This window comes from Nonomuraea sp. MTCD27 (assembly GCF_041950495.1).
In the GTDB taxonomy this organism is placed as follows: domain Bacteria; phylum Actinomycetota; class Actinomycetes; order Streptosporangiales; family Streptosporangiaceae; genus Nonomuraea.
Genome location: NZ_JBGNUW010000026.1, coordinates 1 through 15,848, shown reverse-complemented (window position 1 = coordinate 15,848; position 15,848 = coordinate 1). Strand labels below are relative to the sequence as shown.

Annotated in this window: 15 protein-coding genes and 1 pseudogene; 10 read left to right on the top strand and 6 right to left on the bottom strand. The window is 69.8% G+C overall.

Going from position 1 to position 15,848, the window contains the following annotated elements; translation table 11 throughout:
* Window position 1: 1 nt before the first annotated feature.
* Window positions 2-616 (top strand): TetR/AcrR family transcriptional regulator, encoded by a 615-nt coding sequence (locus ACBJ59_RS51020; RefSeq protein ID WP_375117241.1) that lies wholly within the window; start codon window positions 2-4, stop codon window positions 614-616.
* On the opposite strand, the gene ACBJ59_RS51015 is transcribed toward ACBJ59_RS51020, so the two are convergent.
* The 6 genes and pseudogenes from ACBJ59_RS51015 to acs form a co-directional block, all read right to left on the bottom strand.
* Complete coding sequence (locus tag ACBJ59_RS51015) at window positions 613-1,056, bottom strand: DUF309 domain-containing protein (protein WP_375117240.1); 444 nt, start codon at window positions 1,054-1,056, stop codon at window positions 613-615. The two genes, ACBJ59_RS51020 and ACBJ59_RS51015, sit on opposite strands and share 4 nt — an antisense overlap.
* Entirely contained in the window at window positions 1,053-1,973 is a 921-nt protein-coding gene (locus ACBJ59_RS51010) for an alpha/beta fold hydrolase (protein WP_375117239.1), read from the bottom strand. The genes ACBJ59_RS51015 and ACBJ59_RS51010 overlap by 4 nt, the downstream gene beginning before the upstream one ends.
* On the bottom strand, window positions 1,963-2,403 hold the full coding sequence (locus ACBJ59_RS51005) for a phage holin family protein (RefSeq protein WP_364126061.1): 441 nt from the start codon (window positions 2,401-2,403) through the stop codon (window positions 1,963-1,965). The genes ACBJ59_RS51010 and ACBJ59_RS51005 overlap by 11 nt, the downstream gene beginning before the upstream one ends.
* 31 nt (window positions 2,404-2,434) lie before the next feature.
* The gene (locus tag ACBJ59_RS51000) at window positions 2,435-2,575 is read right to left on the bottom strand and encodes a hypothetical protein (protein WP_375117368.1); all 141 of its coding nucleotides are present in this window, start codon (window positions 2,573-2,575) and stop codon (window positions 2,435-2,437) included.
* Between the two features lie 64 nt (window positions 2,576-2,639).
* Window positions 2,640-2,735 (bottom strand): annotated as a pseudogene (locus tag ACBJ59_RS50995) (hypothetical protein); the annotation flags it as partial.
* A 251-nt stretch (window positions 2,736-2,986) separates the two neighbouring features.
* Entirely contained in the window at window positions 2,987-4,960 is a 1,974-nt protein-coding gene (gene acs / locus ACBJ59_RS50990; protein ID WP_375117238.1) for an acetate--CoA ligase, read from the bottom strand.
* Between the two features lie 415 nt (window positions 4,961-5,375).
* Here acs and ACBJ59_RS50985 point away from each other — a divergent pair, with 415 nt between their 5' ends.
* From ACBJ59_RS50985 to ACBJ59_RS50945, 9 genes are all read left to right on the top strand, one after another.
* Window positions 5,376-6,155 (top strand): oxidoreductase, encoded by a 780-nt coding sequence (locus ACBJ59_RS50985; protein WP_375117237.1) that lies wholly within the window; start codon window positions 5,376-5,378, stop codon window positions 6,153-6,155.
* A 991-nt stretch (window positions 6,156-7,146) separates the two neighbouring features.
* A complete protein-coding gene (gene ssd, locus ACBJ59_RS50980; protein WP_375117236.1) occupies window positions 7,147-8,190 on the top strand; it encodes a septum site-determining protein Ssd in 1,044 nt (347 codons plus the stop codon).
* Window positions 8,187-9,458, top strand: a complete 1,272-nt coding sequence (locus ACBJ59_RS50975) for a TadA family conjugal transfer-associated ATPase (protein WP_375117235.1) — start codon at window positions 8,187-8,189, stop codon at window positions 9,456-9,458. Before ssd ends, ACBJ59_RS50975 begins: the two co-directional genes overlap by 4 nt.
* Entirely contained in the window at window positions 9,455-10,168 is a 714-nt protein-coding gene (locus tag ACBJ59_RS50970) for a type II secretion system F family protein (RefSeq protein ID WP_375117234.1), read from the top strand. The genes ACBJ59_RS50975 and ACBJ59_RS50970 overlap by 4 nt, the downstream gene beginning before the upstream one ends.
* 424 nt (window positions 10,169-10,592) lie before the next feature.
* Complete coding sequence (locus ACBJ59_RS50965) at window positions 10,593-11,147, top strand: type II secretion system F family protein (protein ID WP_375117233.1); 555 nt, start codon at window positions 10,593-10,595, stop codon at window positions 11,145-11,147.
* Window positions 11,148-11,405: 258 nt separating this feature from the next.
* Window positions 11,406-12,026: a DUF4244 domain-containing protein gene (locus tag ACBJ59_RS50960; RefSeq protein ID WP_375117232.1), complete on the top strand. Its 621-nt coding sequence runs from the start codon at window positions 11,406-11,408 to the stop codon at window positions 12,024-12,026.
* On the top strand, window positions 12,023-12,403 hold the full coding sequence (locus ACBJ59_RS50955) for a TadE family type IV pilus minor pilin (RefSeq protein ID WP_375117231.1): 381 nt from the start codon (window positions 12,023-12,025) through the stop codon (window positions 12,401-12,403). Before ACBJ59_RS50960 ends, ACBJ59_RS50955 begins: the two co-directional genes overlap by 4 nt.
* 290 nt (window positions 12,404-12,693) lie before the next feature.
* On the top strand, window positions 12,694-13,137 hold the full coding sequence (locus ACBJ59_RS50950) for an Rv3654c family TadE-like protein (RefSeq protein ID WP_375117230.1): 444 nt from the start codon (window positions 12,694-12,696) through the stop codon (window positions 13,135-13,137).
* A 598-nt stretch (window positions 13,138-13,735) separates the two neighbouring features.
* Window positions 13,736-15,763 (top strand): hypothetical protein, encoded by a 2,028-nt coding sequence (locus ACBJ59_RS50945; RefSeq protein WP_375117229.1) that lies wholly within the window; start codon window positions 13,736-13,738, stop codon window positions 15,761-15,763.
* Window positions 15,764-15,848 lie beyond the last annotated feature (85 nt).

Here is a 15,848-nt window from a genome sequence, read left to right as displayed (position 1 = left end):
GGTGTCCCCGACGCCCCGAACGAGCAAACGCGACCGCTACCACCACGGCGACCTGCGCGCCGCGCTCATCGACACCGCGATGGAGCTGATCGCCGAGCAGGGCGTGCAGGGGTTCTCGCTGGCGGAGGCCAGCAGGCGGCTCGGGGTCGCGGTCAGCGCCCCCTACCGGCACTTCGCCGACCGCGACGAGCTGCTCCTGGCGGTCGGGACACGCGTCGGGGAGCTGCTCGTCACGGCCGTGATGGCCGAGCGCGGCGGCGACTCGCCGGAGGACCGGCTGGTGGCGGTGGCCAGGGGATACGTGCGGTTCGCCGCCAAGCACCGGACGTTGTTCGAGGCCGTCTTCGGCACCCTGTCGCCGATCGCCGAGCCGGAGCTCGAACGGGCCACCCAGCCGGTGAAGGAGGCCTTCCGCACGGCCGCGATGGCGCTGTCGGGCGGCGATCCGGGTGCGGCGGAGGCGCTGGGGACGGCCGTGGCCGCCACCGCGCACGGGCTCGCGGGGCTGCTGCATCTGGGCATGTTCGGCGAGGGCGAGCGGGCCGTGGACACGGCCGTCCAGCGCGCGACGGGCGCCACGCGCGCGCTGGTCGCGGGCCGCGCCGCGCTGGGCTAGCGGGGGAGCTTGGCCAGGATCAGGGCGATGGCCTCGTCGGGGTCGCTGTCCTGGGTCAGGCCCGAGGCCGCCTTGCCGACGGGGTCGTACGCGCCGCCGTACGACTGCGCCTTGGCGGCCCCCCGGCTGAAGAGGGTCACCGCGCCGCGCCCGTTGCCGCGCTGCAGGTGCGTCAGCCCGACGCAGATCTGCGCCAGGCCCTGCCACAACTCCCGCTCTTCCTCGGGAGCGCATTTCCAGCGGCCCTCGAACACCTCGTGCGCGTTGAACGGCAGGCCCTCGTCGAGGAAGCGGCGGCCGTCGGCCAGCGCCTGCTCGGTGGTGGGGGCGTAGTCGTCGGGGACCCTGGGCAGGCCGGGGGAGCCGTAGGGGAGCGGCCTGCCGTACGCGTCGCGCGGCCGGGCGCTGCGCGGGCGGCCCTCGGGATCGCGGTCTCTCATCGGTCGGGCTCCGGATCGTTCAGCCAGCCGAGCAGCTCGGTGTCGAACACGTCGGGGATCTCCTCATGGGGGAAGTGGCCGGCCGCCTCGAACAGCCGCCACCGGTAGGGGGCCGCCACGTAGCGGCTCGAACCCTGCGCCGTGCGTGGCAGGACGCTCGGGTCGAGCGCTCCGTGCAGGTGCAGCGTGGGGGCCTCGACCTCGGTACGCATGGCCCGGGCGTAACGGCGGCCGTCGGGGCGGAGCTGGGAGCGGCCGAACCAGCGGTGGTATTCCAGCGCCGAGTGCGCCACGGCCGGGATCCGGAACGCCTCGCGGTAGGTCCGCGACTCCCCGGGGTCCGGCCAGCCGGGCCGCGACCAGTCCTCCAGCAGCCGCCCCACCAGGGCCGCGTCGTGGCGCGTGAGCCGGCGCTCGGGCAGCAGGGGAAGCTGGAACCCGAGCCGGCGGCCACTGGCCCTGAGCTGCCCGAAGGGGTCGGTCAGCAGCGCGTTGCGCAGCCGCAGCGGGTGTGGCGCCGACACCGCGACCAGCCGGCGTACGCACTTGGGGTCGAGCACGGCCATCGTCCAGGCCAGCAGCCCGCCCCAGTCGTGCCCCACCACGATCGCCCCGGTCTCGCCCAGCGCCCTGATCAGCCCCGTCGCGTCGGCGGCCAGCGTGGGCAGGTCGTAGCCGCGCGGCGGCTTGTCACTGCCGCCGTAGCCGCGCAGGTCGGCCGCCACCGCCCGGTATCCCGCGCCCGCCAGCGAGGTGAGCTGGTGCCGCCAGGTCCACCAGAACTGCGGGAACCCGTGCAGCAGCAGCACCAGTGGCCCGTCACCGGCCTCCACGACGTGGAACCGGGTGCCGCCCGCGTGCACCGCGCGGTGCGTCCACGGGCCCTCGATCTGGACGACGGACTCGTCAGGCGCCATCTCGGGTCACCGGCTCGCGATCCGGGCTGGGCACCGGCAGCGCCGGCTCCTCGGGAGTGGCGATCTCCTTGAGCCCCTTGATCGATCGGGCGGTGCGCTTCATCCCGGCCAGACCCTTGAGCCGGCGGATCCCGACGAACACCAGCAGACCTGCGACCAGCAGGTAGAAGACGGTCACGATGAGGAAGGCGAGCCAGTTGGGCATGACCTGGGCCAGCGCGTAGGCGATCGTGAACGAGGCGAGGATCAGGCACAGGTGCGCCATGAAGGCCGCGGCGGCGAACATCCCGGCCGCCGTGCCGACCCGCTTGGCGTCGAACCTGAACTCGGCCTTGGCCAGCTCGATCTCCGAGCGGATCAGGGACGAGATGTGACTGCTCGCCTGGGCGACCAGCGAGCCCAGGGATTCTTCCTCGGGAGTCTGCGGCATGAACGTCTCCTATCGAGGCCTGGTGGCCGTGTCAAACATCATCCAGCGCAAATGCGGCGCTGCGTACTCGTGCGTTGAGCAACACCGCCGCCAGGATCGACGCGATGAGGCCGGCCGCGAGGTTCCCGGTGGTGACGGCTTCGGCACGCTGCCGATCGTCGCCGTACGCCATGTCCCGACAGTCTCGCCAGGCCGAGCCGTACGGAAAGCCAGGCACCGCCGAACACGCCGAGGAACTTACCGAGCACGCGTCCCGCCATCACTCCCAGAACTACCCGATCGGAAAAGATAGCGCCCTGGTTTGATCCATCCGGCTTCACCCCCGCCGACATGAAGGCGAAGGCCGGGCATGACCAGGCCGCCAGGGAGGCGATGATCGAGGGCGGCCCTGCGCGGGGCCGGCCTCGGTCCCGGGGAGCGCGTCATGGCCGTCCGGGGAGAGGTCCGCCCAGGTCGGGGCGGCTTTGCCGGCGACGAGCACGGCGGTCACCGGCCGGGAACGGCCACGTCTCGGCCGGTGGCTCAGCGTACCTATGTAGCCGCATGTCCCGTTTCATTGGGACATGCGGCTACGTGTGTGGTTCTAGTCCTCCGCCTTCGCGGACGGGAGCTTCTCCGAGATCAGGTTCATCACCGTGCTGTCGGCCAGGGTGGTGACGTCGCCGATGCTGCGGTTCTCGGCCACGTCGCGCAGGAGGCGGCGCATGATCTTGCCGGACCGGGTCTTGGGCAGCTCGGGAACTACCAGGATCTGGCGCGGCTTGGCGATCGGGCCGAGCGTCTTGGACACGTGGTTGCGCAGGTCGGAGGCGATGTCGTCGTTCTCCTCGGCGGAGCCGCGCAGGATCACGAACGCCACGATGGCCTGGCCGGTCACCGGGTCGGTCGCGCCCACCACGGCCGCCTCGGCCACCTTTGGATGGCTGACCAGCGCGCTCTCCACCTCGGTGGTGGAGATGTTGTGGCCGGAGACCAGCATGACGTCGTCCACGCGGCCGAGCAGCCACAGGTCGCCGTCGTCGTCCTTCTTGGCGCCGTCGCCGGGGAAGTACATCCCCTCGAAACGGCTCCAGTAGGTGTCGATGTAGCGCTGGTCGTCGCCCCAGATCGTGCGGAGCATGGAGGGCCACGGCTCGCGTACGACGAGGAAGCCGCCCCCGCCGTCCGGGACGCTGTTGCCCTGGTCGTCCACCACGTCGGCGGTGATGCCGGGCAGCGGGCGCATGGCGGCGCCCGGCTTGCCCGCGGTCACGCCGGGGAGCGGGCTGATCATGATGGCGCCGGTCTCCGTCTGCCACCAGGTGTCCACGACGGGGCAGCGGTCGTGGCCGATGTGCTCGCGGTACCAGACGTACGCCTCGGGGTTGATCGGCTCGCCGACGGAGCCCAGGATGCGCAGGCTGGACATGTCGTACTTGGCGGGGATGTCGTCGCCCCACTTCATGAACGTCCGGATCGCCGTGGGCGCGGTGTAGAGGATCGTGATCTTGTACTTCTGCACGATCTCCCAGAACCGGCCGCGGTGCGGGGTGTCCGGGGTGCCCTCGTAGATGACGCTGGTGGCGCCGTTGGCCAGGGGGCCGTACACGATGTAGGAGTGGCCGGTCACCCAGCCGATGTCGGCCGTGCACCAGTAGATGTCGGACTCGGGCTTGAGGTCGAAGACCGCGTGGTGGGTCCAGGCCGTCTGCGTCAGGTAGCCGCCGGTGGTGTGCAGGATGCCCTTGGGCTTACCGGTGGTGCCGCTGGTGTAGAGGATGTACAGCGGGTCCTCGGCGTCGTGGGGCTCGGCGGTGTGCTGGTCGCTCTGGCGCTCCACCACGTCGTGCCACCACACGTCCTTGCCGTTGGTGGCGACGTCCTGGCCGGTACGCCGTACGACGAGGACGTGCTCGACCTGCGGGCACTCGGCGACGGCCTCGTCCACGGTCGGCTTGAGCGCCGACGGCTTGCCCCTGCGGTAACCGCCGTCGGCGGTGATGACCAGTTTGGCGTCGGCGTCGTCGATCCGGCTCTTCAGCGCGCTGGCCGAGAACCCGCCGAACACCACCGAGTGGACCGCCCCGATGCGGGCGCAGGCCAGCATCGCGATCGGCAGCTCGGGGATCATCGGCATGTAGATCGCGACCCGGTCGCCCTTGTTCACGCCGAGCTCCCGCAGGGCGTTGGCGGCCTTGCTGACCTCGGTCTTCAGGTCGTTGTAGGTGAGGGTGCGGGTGTCGCCCTCGGGCTCGCCCTCCCAGTGATAGGCGACCTTGTCGCCGCGGCCCTCGTCGACGTGGCGGTCGACACAGTTGTAGGCGACGTTGAGCTCCCCGCCGACGAACCACTTGGCGAAGGGGGGATTCCATTCGAGCGTCGTGTCCCACCGTTTGGCCCACGTGAGCCGGTCGGCAGCCTGCTCCCAGAAGGCGAGACGGTCCGCGGCGGCCTCGTCATATGCGGCTGCGGTCACGTTCGCGGCCGCCGCCAGGTCGGCCGGCGGTGCGAACCGGCGATTCTCCTGCAGCAGGTTGGACAGCGCCTGGGGCTCGTTACCAGCGGTCTCCGGGGCCACCTCATGCTCCTTCTATGGCCAGATTGGATAGGTCGTGTCCCACTTCACCAGCTCACGACCTCGGTACACAAGAGGTCTAGACAGGTCTGTACCGTGGGGGAGCCTTATCAGGGCGCATTACAACTGCTATTGAAATGTTGTCATCCTGAAATCTGGAGAATATGCGGGTGGGGTTTATGGGCCCCCCTCGGGGCCGGGTGTGCCGGGGTTTCTCGGGGGTTGGCTGCCGGGCCGTTCCCGGCCGTACACCGAGGGTCACCTCCGCCCGGCCGGTACGCCTGCCGCCCCACGTGATCCGGCGTCCCGCCACTCTCTGCCACCCCGCCACCGCCCTGGATCGCCGCACCGGGGTCACTCTGGTGGTGGGCCCCGCGCCTCGTCGTCCCGGTGCTACCCGCAGGTAAGGTCATGTCTCGTGAGTGACCCATTGGCCGCCATCGCCCGGTTCCCCGGTGTCCCGGAGGCGGTGGACGAGGCCCGGCAGGCCGTCGACCGGCTGTACCGCCACCGCGTCCTGCGCCGGGCCAGCCCCGCGGTGTCCACGGAGTCGTCCCTGCGCGGCGCGCGGGCGTCGGCCGCCATCGAGGGCGTGGACGTGCCTCTGGACGTCCTGCGCCGGGACGAGGCGCACGACCCGCTGGTGCAGGGGGCGCTGCGCGCGTCGGCGGAGATGGGCCGCCTGGGCGCGACGTGGCGGAAGGCGCCTCGGCAGGTGCTCGCCCGGCTGCACGTCGTGGCGGCGGCCGGCCTGACGCCGCAGGAGGAGCTCGGCCGCCCCCGTGCCTTCGACGAGGCCTCCGACCCGCTGTCCCTGGGCCCCGCGCCGGCCGCCGCCGACACCGCGGCCCGCATGGAGGGCCTGCTCGGCCTGCTCGAACAGCCCACGAAGGCGCCCGCCATCGTGCTGGCCGCCGTGGTGCACGCGGAGCTGGCGGTGCTGCGCCCGTTCGGCACGGCGGACGGGATCGTGGCGCGTTCGGCGGAGCGGTTGACGCTGGTCGAGTACGGGCTGGACCCGAAGTCACTGGTCGCGGTCGAGGTGGGGCACCTGGAGCTGGCGTACGGGGATGCGCTGCGCGCGTACCTGAGCGGGACGCCGGAGGGCGTGGGCGCCTGGGTACAGCACTGTGCCGCTGCGGTAAGCCTCGGCGTACGCGAGACGACTGCGATCTGTGAGGCCATGCAGAGGGGCTGACGCGAGCCGCGGGGGAGTTACGGACATAGCTGACGGCGTCTCAGTCATGAGACGCCGTCTGCCGTGCATCACACCGGGTTACCAAGCGTGCACCTCTATCCGTCGGAGCGGGTCAAGCCCGTCACGACGCGCCTCCCGCGGCTGGTCGCGCGTGGGTGCCCGGTTGATGCACCCGGACAAGTGGTCCGTGACACCTTTCTACGACGGATCCGCCCTGATGGGAACCCCTCGTACCAAGACCTTTACCCGACCATGGTCCGGCACTTCGGGTATGGGGGTGGCGACACCTTGACCGGCCGGTTACCGAGCCGTGATGATCACTCTCTGTGATCGTCTTTATGTGATCGTTATGGGGTGGCGAAAAAACTTGGCGAAAATGCGAGATTGCTCCTCGACGAAACTCGAGTCGATCGGGCAGCATACGTGGGTATCACCTGAAACTGGAGCGACCGTGCAAGGGATAGCTTTGCAAGTCCCTTGCCAGGCTCTGGTCCAGTGATGAAAGCTTTCTTCTGAAACGGGACCGGCTCTACCCCCCCGGAGCCGGACCGATCAGGCGACCCCCGCTCTCCCCCCCGGCGGGGGTCGCCCCTTTTCCACCCCCAGCTGGCTCGGCCCCGCCCGCTCGGCCCCCGGCCCGCCACGCATGCCACGCCACGACGGCCCCGCCCCGCCCTGCACGGTGCAGGCCCGCCTCGCATGACCCCGGCCTCTTCGCGTGGCCCAGCCTCCGCACGATCCAGGCCCCCTGACGGCCCGGCCCCCTGACGGCCCGACCCCCCGCCTGGCCCGGCCCGCCCTGCATGCCCTACAGCCACCCGGGCTTTCCGGGATCACCACCCTCTGGCACCGGGCCGCAGAGCCTGGCACAGCGAGTTATCCACAGCACCTGACCCCACCCCACCCCCGATCCACAGAACCCCGTTCGGCTCGCCACCGCCCCCGCCACCTCCACCAGGGTGGGCCTCCCAACCCCGCAGGGAGGCCTCACATGCACCGCCCCTTGGTCATCACCGAAGACCACGCCCTACTCGACGACCTGGTCCGCATCGCCGCCGCGGCCGGTGCGCAGCTCGACGTGGCCCACATCCCCGCCCACGCCCGCCCCTTCTGGAACCTCGCCCCGCTGATCGCCATCGGCGCGGACCAGGCGGACGCCGTGGCCGCGACCTCACCTCCCGCCCGAGACCAGGTCCTCCTCGTGACCCGAGACACCGAGGACCCGGACACCTGGCGAAAATGCGTGGCCGTGGGCGCTCAGACCGTCCTGACCCTCCCCGGCGACGAACGCCACCTGGTCGACCGGTTCGCGGATGCCATGGAGCCGGACCCCCGGTCGGGATCCGTGATCTGCGTGATCGGCGGCCGAGGCGGAGCGGGCGCGAGCGTGCTCGCCGCCTGCCTGGCTCTGCGTGCCTCGGCCGACCACCTCCGCACTCTGCTCGTGGACGCCGACCCGCTGGGCGGCGGCATAGACGCGTTGCTGGGCCACGAGGAGGCGCCGGGCGCCCGCTGGGGGGACCTGGTGGCCAGGGAGGGCAGGATCAATTCCGGCGCCTTGCAAGCGGCGCTGCCCGCGTTCGGGGAGCTGGCCGTGCTGTCCTTCCACAGAGGCGAGGTGGCGGCGATCCCCGCGCAGGCCATGCGCTCGGTCCTCGAAGCGGGCCGGCGCGGCTTCGACCTCGTCGTCGTCGACCTCCCCCGGCACCTGGACCCGGCCTCGACAGAGGCCCTGACCAGAGCGAAGACCACGTTGGCGGTGGCCACGGCGGACGTACGCGGCATCCTCTCGGCCGCTCAGGTCCTGTCCGAGGTACGCAAACACACCGCCGATGTCCGCGCCGTCCTCCGTCCGGGAGTCCTGGACGACGACATGGCCATGGCCTCCCTGGGCGTCCCATCCGTCGGCAACCTCCCCGACCAGCCCAGGCTCACCGCCACCCTCAACCGCGGAGAGCTGCCCAAACTGGGCCCGCGCACCGTGCTGGGCGCCCTCTGCACCTCCCTCCTGCGAGACCTCCTCCCAACGGCATGACCCCCGACCTCCAAGTCCAGGAGCCACACCCGCAAGCCCGGCCCGCCGTCTCCCCAGACCTGGTCGAGGCCGTTCGCGTACGCCTGGCCCGGACAGGCGCCGAGCCCAGCGCCGCCCAGGTGGCAGTGGCCCTGAGAGCCGAGAAGTCCGTGTACGGCGACGCCGAGATCCTCGCCGTCGCCCGGGCCCTGTGCGCCGACCTGATGGGCGCGGGTCCACTGGAACCGCTCCTGGCCCGCCCCGACGTTACGGACGTCCTGGTCAACGGCTCCCGCGAGGTATGGATCGACGACGGCACCGGCCTGCGCCGAACCCCGGTCACGTTCGCGGACGACGGAGCCGTCCGCAGGCTGGCGCAACGCCTGGCGACGGCCGCGGGCAGGCGCCTGGACGACGCATCCCCGTACGTGGACGCCCGGCTCCCAGGAGGAGTACGCCTCCACGCGGTGCTCCCGCCTGTCGCGTCCGGCGGCACCTGCGTCTCCCTGCGCCTGCCACCACGCCGCACCTTCACCCTGACGGACCTCGTCTCGGCAGGCACGATCGCCCCGTCCGCGATCCCGGTGCTCACCGCCATGGTCACCGCCAGGCTCGCCTTCCTCGTGACAGGCGGCACCGGCACGGGCAAGACCACGCTCCTGTCGGCCCTGCTCTCCCTCGCGGACCCGGGCGACCGCCTCCTGCTGGTGGAGGACTCGGCCGAGCTCCGCCCTCTCCACCCTCACGTGGTCCGCCTGGAGACCCGCCCGGCGAACCTGGAGGGCGCGGGCGGGGTGGGCCTGCGCGACCTGGTCCGGCAGGCGCTCAGAATGCGCCCCGACCGCCTGGTGGTCGGAGAGGTGAGAGGAGCCGAAGTAGTGGATCTTCTCGCCGCCCTGAACACCGGCCACGAGGGCGGTTGCGGCACGCTGCACGCCAACACGGCGGCCGACGTACCACCTCGTCTGGAGGCGCTCGGCTGCGCGGCGGGCCTGAGCAGAGAGGCCGTGCACAGCCAACTGGCCGCGGCCCTCGACGCGGTCATCCACCTGACCCGCGGCCGCCCGGACGGCCGAAGGCGCATAGCCGAGATCTGCCTGCTCTTCAGAACACCGGCCGGCTTCGTCGAGTCGGTCCCGGCCCTGACCTTCGACGCAGCAGGCGGCACCCGACCAGGCCCCGGCTACGACGCCCTGACCCGCCGAGCACACCTGGGTCGAAACCACGATCACCCCAGCACAGCCGTCCCTGAACCGTGCGATCTCCCCACAACGGAACCAAGGCGATGACCAGCGCCCTCATATCCGCGTTGTCCACAGCCTTCGCCATATGGCTGTGGACAGCCCCCGACCCAGCCACAACCCGACTGACCAAGCTGTTGACCTCGGACATGCCCAAACCCTCATCATGGCCACCCCTGTCCAGGCTCCTCACCCGCCCCAGCCCTGCCCGCCGCGCGGAGGCCTGGCGACGGGCATCGATCGAGCTGTGCCAGTCCCTGTCAGCGGAATTGACGGCCGGCCGCACCCCCGGCGAGGCCCTCACCAGAGCCATGACCGCAGTGGACTTCCCCGACCCCAGCCTCCTCCGCCCGGTGATCGCGGCCGCACGGGACGGCGGCGACGTCTCCGCGGCCCTGACCTCATCGGCCCCACCACAAGGAGGAGAGGGCCTCCACAGGCTGGCGGCCTGCTGGGAGGTCGGCACCACGGTGGGCGCGGGCATGGCCTCCTTGATCGACCGAGTGGCACACACGTTACGAACCGCCCAGGCCCACCGCCAGGACGTGGCAGCACAACTGGCGGGACCACGCACCACGGCCAGAATGCTCGCCATCCTCCCGGCCCTCGGCCTCCTCATGGTCGGCGCCCTGAACATGCACCCCCTGGACTTCCTGTTCGGCAGCTTCCCCGGCTTCATGTGCCTGGTGACCGGGGCCGCCCTGGACGCCTGCGGCCTGTGGTGGACCAACCACATGGCAACCCAAGCCCAGACCTGAACTCAAGACCCCGCCCCCACAACCCCTCACGCCAAGCCTTACATCCCGAACGGCCCCCGAACCAACGCCCCCGATCGGATTCCCGCCGATGCTCCAGCTGCTGTCCGCGCTGTGCGCCGCCATCTCCGCCTGGCTGTGGCTCTCACCAAGAACGCCCGCAGCACGCCTCACCCGCCTACGCCCCCCGAACAATCCCCCGTCCTCACCAGCCTCCCCCTCCCACCCCCAAGCCCCCAAAGGCCCCCAAATCCGCCAACACCCTCAACTCCGCCAACACCCTCAAGACCTTCAGCACCCGAACAGCCATGCCACCCGACCCCCCGACGAAAGCCAGCACCCCCCAATCTGGCTGGACCCGACTCCCCGCCCACACAAGCTCACCCGCAGAACAACCCTCACCGCCACATGCACGGGCCTGATCTTCGTGTTCCTGATCGGGGGCCTGGCCGGAGCCGTCGCCGGCCTCCTCATCACACCGGCAGTGGGTCTGTACCTGCACAGAAGAGAACCCCAACAATCAGCCCAGCACGACCGCCACCGAATCGCCGCCGACCTCCCCTTCGCCGCCGACCTGATGACCGCCTGCCTGCGCGCCGGATGCCCGGTGAGCGCCGCCACGGAGATCGCCGCCCACGCGATAGGCGGCCCCCTCGGCGACCGTCTGACCTGGGCAAGCAGCCAGCTACGCCTGGGCGCCGACCCCGAGCCAACCTGGGCCGCCCTCGCAAGAGACCCCGCCATGGGCCAACTGTCCCGAGCCATGAGCCGCGCCGCGCAAAGCGGCGCCCCGGTGGCCGACGTCCTGACCCGGCTGGCCGACGACGCCCGAGAAGCCGCCAGAGCCACCGCTGTCGCCTCGGCGAGAAGCGTCGGTGTGAAGGCGGTAGCGCCTTTGGGCCTGTGCTTCCTCCCGGCGTTCGTCCTACTGGGCATCGTCCCGGTAATAGCCGGCCTAGCCTCCACCATCATCATCCCGTAACCACAAACACCCCTCCGAGACACCACACCCGCAGGCCCCTGCAACCCCGTGCCGGAGCCCACCAGCGCTCAATCCACCAGCACGACCAACCAACGCCTACGGACTCCTCATCACCAAGGCATCGCTATCCACAAGGCATTACTCCAGCGCCTCACTTATCCACAGAACGGCGCTCGGCTCACCGGCACCCACCCCGCCTGAGCGAGCCTTGGACTCCCGCCGGACAAGACCCCGGCTCCCGAACACCCTGGAGGCAAGATGCACAGTCCCGCCACCACGCCAGACGACATCAAAGCCACCCCAGACCGGATTCCAACCACCACGTCGAGCACCAGCCCACACGGCCACATCGTCCGAAGCCTCATCCAGCAATTCGTCCGAAGCCCCACCCAGACCGCCACAACAAATCCGTCCGACCTCGCAACCCATGGGCACAACGCCACCCGAACCACCACCGCTTACACCACGTCGACAGCCACCCTCACCACCCGCACCACAGCAGCAGACGCTCCAACACCCCACATCACTGCAGCAGACGCTCCAACCCCCCGCACCGCCACGGCGGATGCTCCAACGACCCAAAAGCCAGCAACGGCGGGCGCCACCCCGCAGCGAGACCCGTCAGCTCCGATCAAGCAGTCCGTGAACCCCTCACCAACCCCTAACCGACACACCAGAAGCCCTCGCCTGCGCCCCAACAAGTGGCTCCACTACGCAACCGTCAACCGCGAGCGCGGCATGTCCACCGCCGAATACGCAGTAGGAACCATCGCAGCCTGTGCCTTCGCCGCGCTCCTCTTCAAGGTCGTGAGCAGCCCAGAGGTCCAGGAAATGCTGACGTCACTCATCGACCGCGCACTCAACACGACGAAGGAATGACCCTCCGCCACACGCGGACCCTCATGAGCACCGAGCGGCCGGCATCGCGCGGTTCGGTTACGGCCGAGACCGCCGCGATGCTGCCCGCCCTCATGGTCGTGCTGGCCGCCGCCCTGTGGGCCGTTCAAGCCGTCGGCGTCCAACTCGAATGCGTCGATGCCGCCCGAGCAGCAGTCCGAGCCGCAGCCAGAGGCGAGCCTCTGGACCAGGTCCGCACTTTCGCCCGCGCAGCCACCAGCCCAGACGCTCAAGTAGACATAACCCGCGATCCGAAACTAACAAAAGTGCAGATCACAGTAGAAGTACGTCCGTCCTGGGGCGAATCCCTACCCGCAGTCCGCGTATCGGCAACAGCCACCGCAGACACCGAACGATGACCTCGTCACCGAGACGCTCGCCGTTGCCCTGCCGCGCCTGGACATGTACGACGGAGCCTCGGTGACGACCGTTCCGGGCTGTACCGCGCGGAGGGCGCCCTCACCCGCCACATGTCCGAGCCGGCTCCGCTGAGCACCGGGGTCGGGCGCCCGGCAAATTCGCTCAACACGATGCTGGCCCAGATCGAGCGGGGGAGGGTCGCGACCAGCCTCATCGGTCGGCACCGCCGCCACGGCATGGGCTTGCCTGCACAAGGCACTGATGCCTCATATCGCCATCACAAACACCTATGGCCTCTACGGCCTTCAAGACATCGGATGGGGAGGAAGCAATCAACTCCAAAGATCGTGGCAAAGCGCTCGACTCCAGAAACCGTGGCTCGGCCACCCTCTGGGGCGTCGCCCTCATGGGGCTCCTGATGGCGATCGCCACAGCGTTCGCAACAGTGGGATCTGTGCGCGTGGCCCGCCACCGAGTCAACAGCGCCGCAGACCTCAGCGCCCTGGCAGCGGCGAAGCTCGCGTTGATCGACCCGGAAGGCGCCTGCGAGAGGGCCTCCGCATTGGCCAAGGAAAATGGCGTCGACCTGACGCAATGCAAGATCACCGAAGACGTCGCCGACGTCTGGACCGCGTTACCGATCTCATTGCCGGTATTGGGACCCCGCACCCTGACGGGCAGATCGCGCGCAGGTCCAGCGACCCCCACCGCACCAACGGGAAACGATCACTAGCCGCCGCATCCTCGGTCGCTGCATTGGGTGTGTGTGCTGCCCGGGCTGATCGATGACGGTCTTTTAGCTTGGGGACTCGGCGCTGCCGCTGTGTCTGTGAAGCGAGATATCGATCGAGAAGATGAGGCGTTTTCTGTGTCAACCAGCACGTTGTTCTGGACTCGTTCCGCGACGCACCCTAGGTGTAGATCTTCGAATGCAACGATGAATTGCTGATCTTCGAACGAGAGATCGAGCGGTGTGAGCGGCGTCCTTGTGCAAGAACTCCAGGCGGTTGCATGAACGCTCTTGCACGAAATGGGCGTGGTCCAAGGGCTGGGGAGCTTTGTGGCTGTTGTGGCTTGACGGGGCAATGTCGCAATCAAGTCACGACTTCTTGGACGTGGTGTCCAAGAGTCGGATCCCTCCCGTAAGGTTCCGCTTACCCTCGGTCCATGCCGTATGTGACAGGGAGTCTGGGAGCGCAGGACCACAGTCGCTAGGGTGCGGGTCCGGGGACGGTCGGTGACCGTATCGGCCGGGCGGACTGCACTTCCGGTCGTCGCATGAACGCCCCGTGGGTGCTCAGGCGGCGAGGCTCTCGATGGAGGGAAGCGTCGTGACGGTAGTCGGCAGAGTGGTGGCCGCAGGGCTGATCGTGGCCGGATCCATCGCGCTTGGCGGAGCCGCTCAAGCAGACACGATGACGGGGCAGGGCGATTCCTCCGGCCAGATCACCTCGCCCTCTGACGGTCAGGTGGTGTCGGACTCGTCCGTCACGGTCTCCGCGCGTACGGGCCTGATGCAGCTGCGGATAGGGCTGTACGTCGAAGGGCCCTCCACGCCCAGCCAGAAGGTCGCGGGAGGTGGGGCGAACCAGACGATCTCCGGTACGTTCGCGGCCGGCGATGCCCCCAACGGGACCTTCACCGTGACCCTCAAGGGAGAGATCACCGGGACCAGGTACGCGACCAGCACGTTCAAGCTGCGACGGCCTGCCGAGGCGCCGGGCGACGTGAACGCGAGCAAGCAGGGCACCAGCAAGGTCCTGGTGACCTGGAGCAGGGGATCCGAGCCTGACCTGCAGTCGTACGAGGTGTCCAACACGCAGTCCGGCGTGGTCGGGAGACTGCCCGCCGACAGCGCGTGCGCGGGTTCGTCCTGCAAGGCGGTGCTGGGCGTGCCCGCCAAGGCGGCGGGGCAGAGGGTGGGGTTCACGGTCAAGGCGTTCAGGGGGGACGGCGACGGCGGGTCGATCGGATCGGGCGAGTCGGCGGCCGCGTACATCAGCTTCCCCGCCGCCCCCGCGGCGCAGCCGACGAAGAAGACGACGACCGGCAACGACCAGACGCCGAAGAGCAGAGACGCCAGAGGCGTCGATGCGCTGCCCACGCTGCCCGCCAAGAAGCAGACCGTCCCCTCGGCCAAGCCGACGACTCGCAAGCCGACCACCACGAAGCTGCCGGACCTGCCTGACGCCGATCCGAGTGGCAACCTTCCGATTCCGACCGCCGACGCGCAGGGCGACAACGGCGAACTGGCGCCGGCGGATGCGAAGGAGGACGGCGGGGATACGGCTCCCGTGCAGAGCGATGGAGTGAAGGCCCAGTCGAACGAGTCACCGATCGGGAGTCTCGGCCAGTACGGCTTTTACGTGGCGGGAGGCATTCTCCTGCTGCTGCTCGGCGCCCATGCGGGTGCCTGGGCCCGGCGGCGTTCGCTGGCCACGGGTGCGGGCGGCTCCGTACCCGTGCCCTCCGCACCCGTGCCCTCGGCACTCGGAGATGGCGGTGCACCGACTGGTGGGGCGCAGGTCGCCAGGGTGGCCGATCGCGAGGCTCATGTCGGAGAGGTGGATGGCAACGTCACGCCCGCCACGACGGCACCGCGTCGGCCGGCGGTCATCCTGGCCGTGGCCAGGACTCGCGTCCCCGAGCAGCCGTCTCGAGCTCAGCGGCCCGAATCGGGCGGGGAGCCGGTGGGGTTCGGCGCGGAGGCGTTGTCGCGTGTCGGTGAGGTGCCCTCGCAGCCGTCGGCGGCACCGTCGGCGGCGCCCTCGGTGACTGTCTCGGAGCAGGGGCGGCTGCAGTCGCCCTCACGTGATCAGGTGCGTAGAGAAGATCAGGTGCGCGGAGAAGTGGCGCGCCGTGGAGATGTCGATGGTGAGCCCGGAGCGGACACGGTGAGAGGTGGTGGCCAGAGGTCAGGCCGTGAGGGGCCGCTCGGTCTTGAGGGGCGGGGCGGTTACGAAGGGCGGCGCAGTTATGAGGGGCGGGGCGGTTGCGAGGGGCTGCCCCGTCTTGAGGGACTGCCCGGTCTTGAGGCGGGGCTCGGTCTTGAAGGGAGTGGCGGCGGTCTGGAGGGGCGGCCTGGCCCTGGGGGGTCGGGCGGGGATAAGGGGCCGGGGCATATCGCGTTGCCGCGTTCGGCGGTAACGGATGTTCCTGAGCCCTCTGCTCCGACGGTCACGCCCGCCGTGCGCCTTGAAGAGCGCTGGAACGACTACCTGCCGCCGTCGCCGAGGTCCATGGAGGACAGCGGTTTCTGGGAGCGTCCGCAGCCAGGGGCTGCCGACTTCTGGGCGGCGGATGATGATGGCGCTGACGACCTCGGGTATTCACCGCTGAAGCGCTTTGAAGATCGGTAGATGCAAGGAAGGTGCCTCCGACCTGCGATGATCGGATTGCCTAGATCACGAAATCGCAGAGAACGGATGCACCTTCAGGGTGAAC

Excerpts from the sequence above, each read along its gene's own strand:
- ssd (WP_375117236.1), top strand. The coding sequence starts at position 7,147 with ATGCACCGCCCCTTGGTCATCACCGAAGACCACGCCCTACTCGACGAC.
- ACBJ59_RS51010 (WP_375117239.1), bottom strand. The coding sequence starts at position 1,973 with ATGGCGCCTGACGAGTCCGTCGTCCAGATCGAGGGCCCGTGGACGCAC.
- ACBJ59_RS51005 (WP_364126061.1), bottom strand. The coding sequence starts at position 2,403 with ATGCCGCAGACTCCCGAGGAAGAATCCCTGGGCTCGCTGGTCGCCCAG.
- ACBJ59_RS51000 (WP_375117368.1), bottom strand. The coding sequence starts at position 2,575 with ATGGCGTACGGCGACGATCGGCAGCGTGCCGAAGCCGTCACCACCGGG.
- ACBJ59_RS51015 (WP_375117240.1), bottom strand. The coding sequence starts at position 1,056 with ATGAGAGACCGCGATCCCGAGGGCCGCCCGCGCAGCGCCCGGCCGCGC.
- ACBJ59_RS50960 (WP_375117232.1), top strand. The coding sequence starts at position 11,406 with ATGCACAGTCCCGCCACCACGCCAGACGACATCAAAGCCACCCCAGAC.
- ACBJ59_RS50950 (WP_375117230.1), top strand. The coding sequence starts at position 12,694 with ATGGCCTCTACGGCCTTCAAGACATCGGATGGGGAGGAAGCAATCAAC.
- ACBJ59_RS50970 (WP_375117234.1), top strand. The coding sequence starts at position 9,455 with ATGACCAGCGCCCTCATATCCGCGTTGTCCACAGCCTTCGCCATATGG.
- ACBJ59_RS50975 (WP_375117235.1), top strand. The coding sequence starts at position 8,187 with ATGACCCCCGACCTCCAAGTCCAGGAGCCACACCCGCAAGCCCGGCCC.
- ACBJ59_RS50955 (WP_375117231.1), top strand. The coding sequence starts at position 12,023 with ATGACCCTCCGCCACACGCGGACCCTCATGAGCACCGAGCGGCCGGCA.